Here is a 1,580-nt window from a genome sequence, read left to right on the forward strand (position 1 = left end):
AGATCGGTGAGCGCGCCAAGGATCAGCCAGACGGCAAGGCCAACGCCCAGAGCTGCGAACACCGAGGCGCCGTCGATGAACAAAGCGGTGACCAACGTCGCCAGCAGCGCCGCTGCAAATGCCACCATCAGGCGCTGCGCGACGGCGAAGACATCGCCGCGCTTCCAGGCCAGCAACGGCCCGAACGGAACCACGAGCAGCAACGGTACCATCAGCGGTCCGAAGGTGAGATTGAAGAACGGCGCGCCGACCGAGATCTTGTCGGCTGAAAAGGCTTCGACGGCGAGCGGATAGAGTGTGCCGACGAGGACGGTCGCCGTCGCCGTCGTCAGGAACAGATTGTTGAGGACCAGCGCCCCTTCTCGGGAAATCGGCTGGAACAGGCCGCCGGTCGTCAGCCGGGAAGCGCGCAGCGCAAACAGCGCCAGCGAGCCGCCGATAAACAGCGTCAGTATGCACAGGATAAACACGCCGCGCGTCGGATCGGTGGCAAAGGCGTGCACCGAGGTCAGCACGCCTGAACGCACGAGGAAGGTGCCGAGCAGCGACAGCGAAAAGGTCAGGATGGCGAGCAGCAGCGTCCAGATCTTCAGCGCCGAGCGCTTCTCCATGACGATGGCCGAATGCAGCAGCGCTGTGCCCGCCAGCCACGGCATGAAGGAGGCGTTCTCGACCGGATCCCAGAACCAGAAACCGCCCCAGCCAAGTTCATAGTAGGCCCAGTACGATCCCATGGCGATGCCGCCGGTCAGGAACATCCAGGCGACCAGCGTCCACGGCCGCACCCAGCGCGCCCAGGACGCGTCGATGCGGCCTTCGATGAGGGCGGCGACCGAGAAGGAAAAACAGATCGAGAAGCCGACATAGCCGAGATAGAGGAACGGTGGGTGGATGGCGAGGCCGAGATCCTGCAGGATCGGGTTGAGATCGCGGCCTTCGATCGGCGCCGGATTGAGCCGGATGAACGGATTGGACGTCGCCAGGATGAAGAGGAAGAAGGCGGCGCCGATGGCGCCTTGCACCGCAAGCACATTGGCGCGCAGCGTCGCCGGCAGGTTGGAGCCGAAAGCGGCGACGAGCGCGCCGAAGAAGGTCAGGATCAACACCCAAAGCAGCATCGAGCCTTCATGATTGCCCCAGGTTCCGGTGATCTTGTAGATCAACGGCTGCAAGGAATGCGAGTTTTCCCACACGCTTGCCACCGAGAAATCGGAGCTTGCATAGGCACTCGCCAACGCTGCGAAGGACAGCGCCGTCAAGGCAAAGCCGGTCACCGCGACCGGACCGCCGACGGCCATGAGGCGCTGGTTGTTCAGGCGCGCGCCAAACAGCGGCACCACCGTCTGCACCAGCGAAAGCGCAAACGCCAGGACGAGGGCGAAATGTCCGGTTTCAACCATGCCCGTGATCCATTGTCGCTCTCCTGCCGGAGCTATTCACTCTTGTTCTCCTGCCAGACGCCCTTGGCCTTGAGGCCGTCCGCAACCTCCTTGGGCATGTAGCGCTCATCATGCTTGGCCAGCACGCTATCGGCAACAAAAACCCCGTCCGGGCCGAAAGTACCCTCGGTGATGACGCCC

At 63.4% G+C, this 1,580-nt stretch carries 2 protein-coding genes; both read right to left on the reverse strand.

Features of this window, described 5'->3' with window-relative positions; all coding sequences use genetic code 11:
• On the reverse strand, window positions 1–1,400 hold a 1,400-nt coding region (locus EN984_RS33960; protein ID WP_164765890.1), incomplete at its 3' end, for a heme lyase CcmF/NrfE family subunit.
• 32 nt (window positions 1,401–1,432) lie between these two features.
• Window positions 1,433–1,580 (reverse strand): cytochrome c maturation protein CcmE (locus tag EN984_RS33965; RefSeq protein ID WP_206517550.1); only part of this gene is annotated, 148 nt, incomplete at its 5' end.

It is taken from the genome of Mesorhizobium sp. M7A.F.Ca.CA.004.12.1.1 (genome assembly GCF_003997835.1).
Taxonomy (GTDB): Bacteria; Pseudomonadota; Alphaproteobacteria; order Rhizobiales; family Rhizobiaceae; genus Mesorhizobium.